This is a genomic window from Priestia sp. VA7 (assembly GCF_055710015.1).
In genome coordinates, this window is record NZ_JBVQPN010000029.1 from 1 (window position 1) to 5,227 (window position 5,227).

Sequence of the window (5,227 nt, forward strand, 5' to 3'; positions counted from 1 at the left end):
AGATATATGACGGTAGGCGTAAGGAGAATGTTTTAACGATTAGTAGACATCAATTTATTAAAACAAAAGATGATTTATCATCGTTACAAGATAAGTATAATGAGCGCATGAATGAACGGGGCTATGTACTGGAACGAGGTACACCAAAAGAAGTCCGCCACCAAAAAGTACAGGCTTTTAAAGAACAGACTCATTATCATGAACAAGCAGCTGTGCAAGCAAAGCAATCTGTAAAAGAGTTAGAAGGTAAAAAAACAAATTTAGAGTTATCTATTTCAAATCGAAAATCAGAGATGGACGATTTGAAAAAAGAGGTTACTCAAGTTAAAAAAATAGATGATATGGATTTTAAAGAGAAAGGAAGCTTATTCAATTTAAAACAGCCTAAGAGCGTCGAATTGAGCTTTGAGGACTTCCAGAGTCTTAAAGCCTTAGCAAAGGCTTCCGAAGCGCTTAAAAGGGAAAATAAAGCGTATAAAGAGATGTATGAGAAAGAGAAAGAAACAACTAAAAATTTAAGAGAAAGCAATGGTAAGCTAGATAAACAATTGACTCAATCAAGACAAGAAACAAGATGGTACAAAAAGCAATATGAGCGTTTAGGAAAACTATTTGATTACATGAAAGAGAGATATACGGAACGCTCTATGGGAGAAGATTTTCAAAAGGTTGTTGGGTTTGCTAAGTATCAGGTCAATCGAACAGTTAATGTTTTCAAAAAAGACGAGCATATGTATAACGAAAATAAGTTAACCAAGGCTGAAAAAGTGGGTTATAAGCAGGCTGAAGAATTCTTTAAGAATAGACAAAGCACAAAAAATCGAGACAGAGGTTTTGAAAGAGAATAGCAAAAGAAAAAGCAGGCTTGAGCCTGCTCCTTTAGCCTTTAAGGCTATTTTTGTATGTTAAGAGATACGAATAAGATTTTGTGGTGATTCATCATGGATGTTTTTAAATTGTTGAACTGCTTCCTTCATCGAGGAAACATTCAATTTTTGCATGATATTTCGTCTATGAGTTCGGACGGTGCTTTCTTCCCTAACAAGCATCTTTTGCATTTCTGTCGTGCTGTGACCGTCTATAGCTAGGGCGAAAATCTCTTGTTCTGCCTCTGTGAATTGTTTAAGAAATAGCTTTTCTTTAAGGATTTTACATTCCTCTTCTACACGTTTTAGACGACCAACTTCATCAACTAAATCAGATGCTACACTTAGAATATTTTCAATACCCATTAACAGTTTTTCGGTTTGATCCATGATAAGACCCTCCTATATTTTTGAGGGCAACCCATGTTATAATGTTAGTGTTAAGTAAAGTATTATGTTTTTCACATGGGGTGCTTCCTTTGCAGAGGAAGTGCCCTTTTTACTTTTTAAATTAGTTTTCTTCATGAGATATAGCAACTTCATCTTTATAATCAAAATCTGCTCTTTGACTGATTTTTCCCTCTTCAAAAATTACTTGGAATCTAATTTTCTTGATACTATCCCAAGATCCTCTTCCAAAAAGGAACGGATTCATTTCGTAAGTACCAGTTCCTTTTCTAGTCATAATTCCTTCTTTAACAAGCTTATTGATATTGTTGTTTAAGCTCTGCACTGTATTAAATCCTAGTTCTTCAGCCATTTGTTTTTTTATGTATGCATTTAAAACAACGATGTTATCATAGGCCATTCTTTTTAGAAGAACATTTAATGTTTTTTGGATACCACTTGGTAAGTTATTAATTTGTAAGATGTTATCTAAATAAACTTTTACGTAATCAGGCTCCTTAGAAACATAAGATTCTTCAATATGCTTTTGAAACAGCTTTTCACCGTCATCATTGGTAACTGTTTCTTTAACTTCCTTACTAATTTTTTTCTTTTGGGTATCTCCAATTAGTTCTTTTTCCCAAGACTTCACTTTCACACCTCTTTTGTATTATTATTTATAATCTGTATTGTATTATAAAAATTAAAGTAATTCAAGAGGTTTTATTCATTTTTATAATCTATTTTAGATTATATTCTATAACAAATACGATTATAGTTTATAACAAATACGATTATAGTCTATAACGTATATGATTATAATCTATAACGTATATGATTATAGAGAAGGTAAGAAAACACTGATATATCAAGGCTTATAGAAGTTTTTTTCTTCTTTTCTCTTATTTTATGTACATGTTTTTTGTGTTTTTTAGCTATAAAAAACACTAGCCTTTAGGCTAAAACTTTTCAAAATAATTGGCTATTCAATAAACAAGGGTCGAGTAGTATTTTTTGATAACCCATTCAAAAAATCTCCACTCTTTACCCCTTGTTTATTGAATTTCGGCAGGTAAGTATATGTTGCCAAGCCGAACATACCCAAAACGAAGCTAACGATGATCGGCTTGATTGAACTAGTATACCTGCCGAACCGCCAGAGCAACTGTCCTAAGTTCCATTCCTTTTTCAAATTATAGATACACTATTTTAAAAGCCAGCCTCACACCCCAAAACGAAGGGGAAGAAGGTGTTTTTTCTAATGGCATAGAATGAACCTTATAACGAGGTGGTTAACGCTATGGATAACGGAAATTATGAGGAAACTCAAAAATCATACTGGGCAAAGGATATTGCAGAATTACTTGATATAACAACATCGAACTTAAGAAGATGGTCAATTGATTTAGAAAATGAGGGTTATTGTTTTTATCGGGATGAACATAACAGACGTGCTTACCTAGAAAAAGACATCATGCCGTTAAAAAAGTTGAAGGAATTCTTATCAAATAACATGAGTAAGAATGACGCTATAAAAGCTGTAGTATCAATGTTTCCACAAGATGATAATGGCGTGTTCACGATACCCGTTAATGAAGATGAAATACGTTTGTCGAAGCGTGAATTGAAGGAAATCGTACAAGAAGCTGTAAAAGAAGCAATAGATGAAGAACGTGAAGCAATGTTTCAAGTTTTTGAACGTAAGATGAACGATACATTGGAACAAAGGGATCGTTTGTTAACTCATCATCTTCAAGCAACTTTAGAAGAAAGACGCTTAGAGATTGCAGCTGCAAAGGAGAAAAAGAAATGGTGGGAATTTTGGAAGTAGTGGTAATACAATACATTTAGCGCAATTAGATATATAATTGTATTCATCATATTCTTATAATTATTTGGGGGAGAACGATGAATACTGAATATTACTTGTTTCTTGATGAATCAAAACCTAATGGGTCTAACATAAATCATTTATGCTTAGCTGGTGTAATTATTGAAAAGGAGACTTATCAAAAAGAAATCATACCAGAGGTAAGAAAACTAAAGAACGACATCTTTAATACTCCAGAGATTGTTCTTCATGAAGCAGAGATTAGAAGAGCAAGTGGGGCATACACAGACATGCGTGACCCACAAAAACGAGCAGATTTTTGGGAGGGAATGGAGAACGTTTTTAAGAACTTTCCTTTAACAACATTGGGAGCTTCCATTCATATCAACGATTATAAAGCCTATTATAGTGACAGTGATCTGAATGATGAATACTATATTGTATTGCAGATTGTTCTTGAAAATTTTGTGCATTTTTTAAGAAAAAATAACGCACAAGGTCAAGTTTACATTGAAGGTATCAATCCTACTCATGATACAAAGCTTAGAAATACGTATCATAAGATTATTGCTAATGGGACATTGTACTATAGCCCAAATGCGTTTCAATCTAGATTGTTAAACATCAACTTTTTAATAAAGGCAGATAATAACATCGGTCTTCAATTAGCTGACTTTATTCCTGGAACTTTAAACAGATCATGTAATGGTTTAAGTCCTAAGACGCCTACAATCTATCCATTAATTGAAGATGCGTTATATGATGGAGGACAAGAGCTTCAAAAACGATTTGGATTTAAAATTTTACCTTGAATTTAGTTCTAGTTGACATACGGAAACTAATAGCTTAGAATAAGGGCTGTAATTTATTACTGAGGTTTACGATAGTTTTCCTCACTAATAAGAAGGTTATGAGGCGATTACGATAGTTTTCAATCCATAACTACGGTGGTACCTTCTCTGAATAGTCAAGGTATTTTATTTTGGATTTCATCACATGTTTGTGATTTTTTCAGGTTAAACTATACATATGGGAATTACGATAGTTCTTCCCATTATAGCAGATGGTTGAATTATGAATATTCTTCAATCATATAAGTCAAGCGACCTTTTCTGAATAGTCAAGGTCGCTTTCTATTTTTGAGAAGCACTCTTATTTTGAAAAGAGTGCTTCTTTTTTTATCTGTCAACGGTAAATCGCAAGACCGTCAGGTCGAGAATTTAAGGAGTTGACAGATTCACCAAACCCTAACCCTGTTGGCACTCAAACAACCCCGTTTGTTTGACGCCAACCGGCGAGGGAGCCCCCTCAAAAAAGTGAGGGGGTTGGGGGAGTTTTTAGGATAGATTCCAAAGGGAGATTCCCTTTGGTAGGTGTGGACAACGTCCGCGGTCTTTATAGGAATAGCGAAGCTGTTCCTCCCCCGAAGGGGCACACCATATTGATACGATAGTGTCAATATTAGAGTGTGTTCTAACATTGACATGTTTTTCTCTCTCCCCCATAATGTGGGGGAGACTTTAATGAGGAGGGAACCACGATTGAGTTATTCCATTTTTAGAGTTCAAGGAATCAAAACGACAAGTGATTTGAGAGGAATCGGGAAACATAATGCGGACCGAGTATCTGATACAAATTTAGATATTGATAAAGAGAAATCAAGCGAGAATATCGAGCTTGTAAAATGCGATTCTTATCTGAAGCGTTTTTCTGAAATCACGCTAGACATGAGGCGTGAACATGAGGAACGAATGAAGACGACACGCAGTGATCGTCGTAAGTCATTTGAACAGGCAATTAATGGTGCAAAAAACGATGTAGCATGCGAGTTCTTATTTACGAGCGATGAAGAATTCTTTAAAGGAAAATCAAAGGCCGAGATCCAATCCTGGGCGCAGGACTCTTTGGAATTTGTAACGGATGAGGTAGGTTTATCACATGATAGAATCATTCACGCTTCTGTACATATGGATGAAAAAACGCCTCATCTTCATATCGTGGCTGTCCCTCTGACGGAGATATATGACGGTAGGCGTAAGGAGAATGTTTTAACGATTAGTAGACATCAATTTATTAAAACAAAAGATGATTTATCATCGTTACAAGATAAGTATAATGAGCGCATGAATGAACGGGGCTATGT

The 5,227-nt window shown here is 34.8% G+C and carries 5 protein-coding genes and 1 pseudogene; 4 read left to right on the top strand and 2 right to left on the bottom strand.

The features are described from left to right. Positions 1–848 (top strand): annotated as a pseudogene (locus AC0C45_RS29895) (hypothetical protein); the annotation flags it as partial. A 57-nt stretch (positions 849–905) separates the two neighbouring features. Here AC0C45_RS29895 and AC0C45_RS29900 read toward each other — a convergent pair. Both AC0C45_RS29900 and AC0C45_RS29905 read right to left on the bottom strand, forming a co-directional pair. Then, complete coding sequence (locus AC0C45_RS29900; protein WP_472929314.1) at positions 906–1,256, bottom strand: response regulator transcription factor; 351 nt, start codon at positions 1,254–1,256, stop codon at positions 906–908. A gap of 121 nt (positions 1,257–1,377) precedes the next feature. Then, on the bottom strand, positions 1,378–1,905 hold the full coding sequence (locus tag AC0C45_RS29905) for a replication/maintenance protein RepL (RefSeq protein WP_472929315.1): 528 nt from the start codon (positions 1,903–1,905) through the stop codon (positions 1,378–1,380). Positions 1,906–2,553: 648 nt separating this feature from the next. Between AC0C45_RS29905 and AC0C45_RS29910 the strand changes: the two genes are divergently transcribed. The 3 genes from AC0C45_RS29910 to mobV all read left to right on the top strand — a co-directional run. Beyond that, a complete protein-coding gene (locus AC0C45_RS29910; protein ID WP_472929316.1) occupies positions 2,554–3,084 on the top strand; it encodes a MerR family transcriptional regulator in 531 nt (176 codons plus the stop codon). Positions 3,085–3,161: 77 nt separating this feature from the next. After that, positions 3,162–3,896, top strand: coding sequence for a DUF3800 domain-containing protein (locus tag AC0C45_RS29915; RefSeq protein WP_472929317.1), 735 nt, complete (start codon positions 3,162–3,164; stop codon positions 3,894–3,896). A 729-nt stretch (positions 3,897–4,625) separates the two neighbouring features. Beyond that, the coding region (gene mobV, locus AC0C45_RS29920; protein WP_472929318.1) for a MobV family relaxase at positions 4,626–5,227 on the top strand (602 nt) is incomplete at its 3' end.

Bases quoted from the DNA above. Each gene is read 5' to 3' on its own strand.
- AC0C45_RS29910 (WP_472929316.1), top strand. From the start codon at position 2,554: ATGGATAACGGAAATTATGAGGAAACTCAAAAATCATACTGGGCAAAG.
- AC0C45_RS29900 (WP_472929314.1), bottom strand. From the start codon at position 1,256: ATGGATCAAACCGAAAAACTGTTAATGGGTATTGAAAATATTCTAAGT.
- AC0C45_RS29915 (WP_472929317.1), top strand. From the start codon at position 3,162: ATGAATACTGAATATTACTTGTTTCTTGATGAATCAAAACCTAATGGG.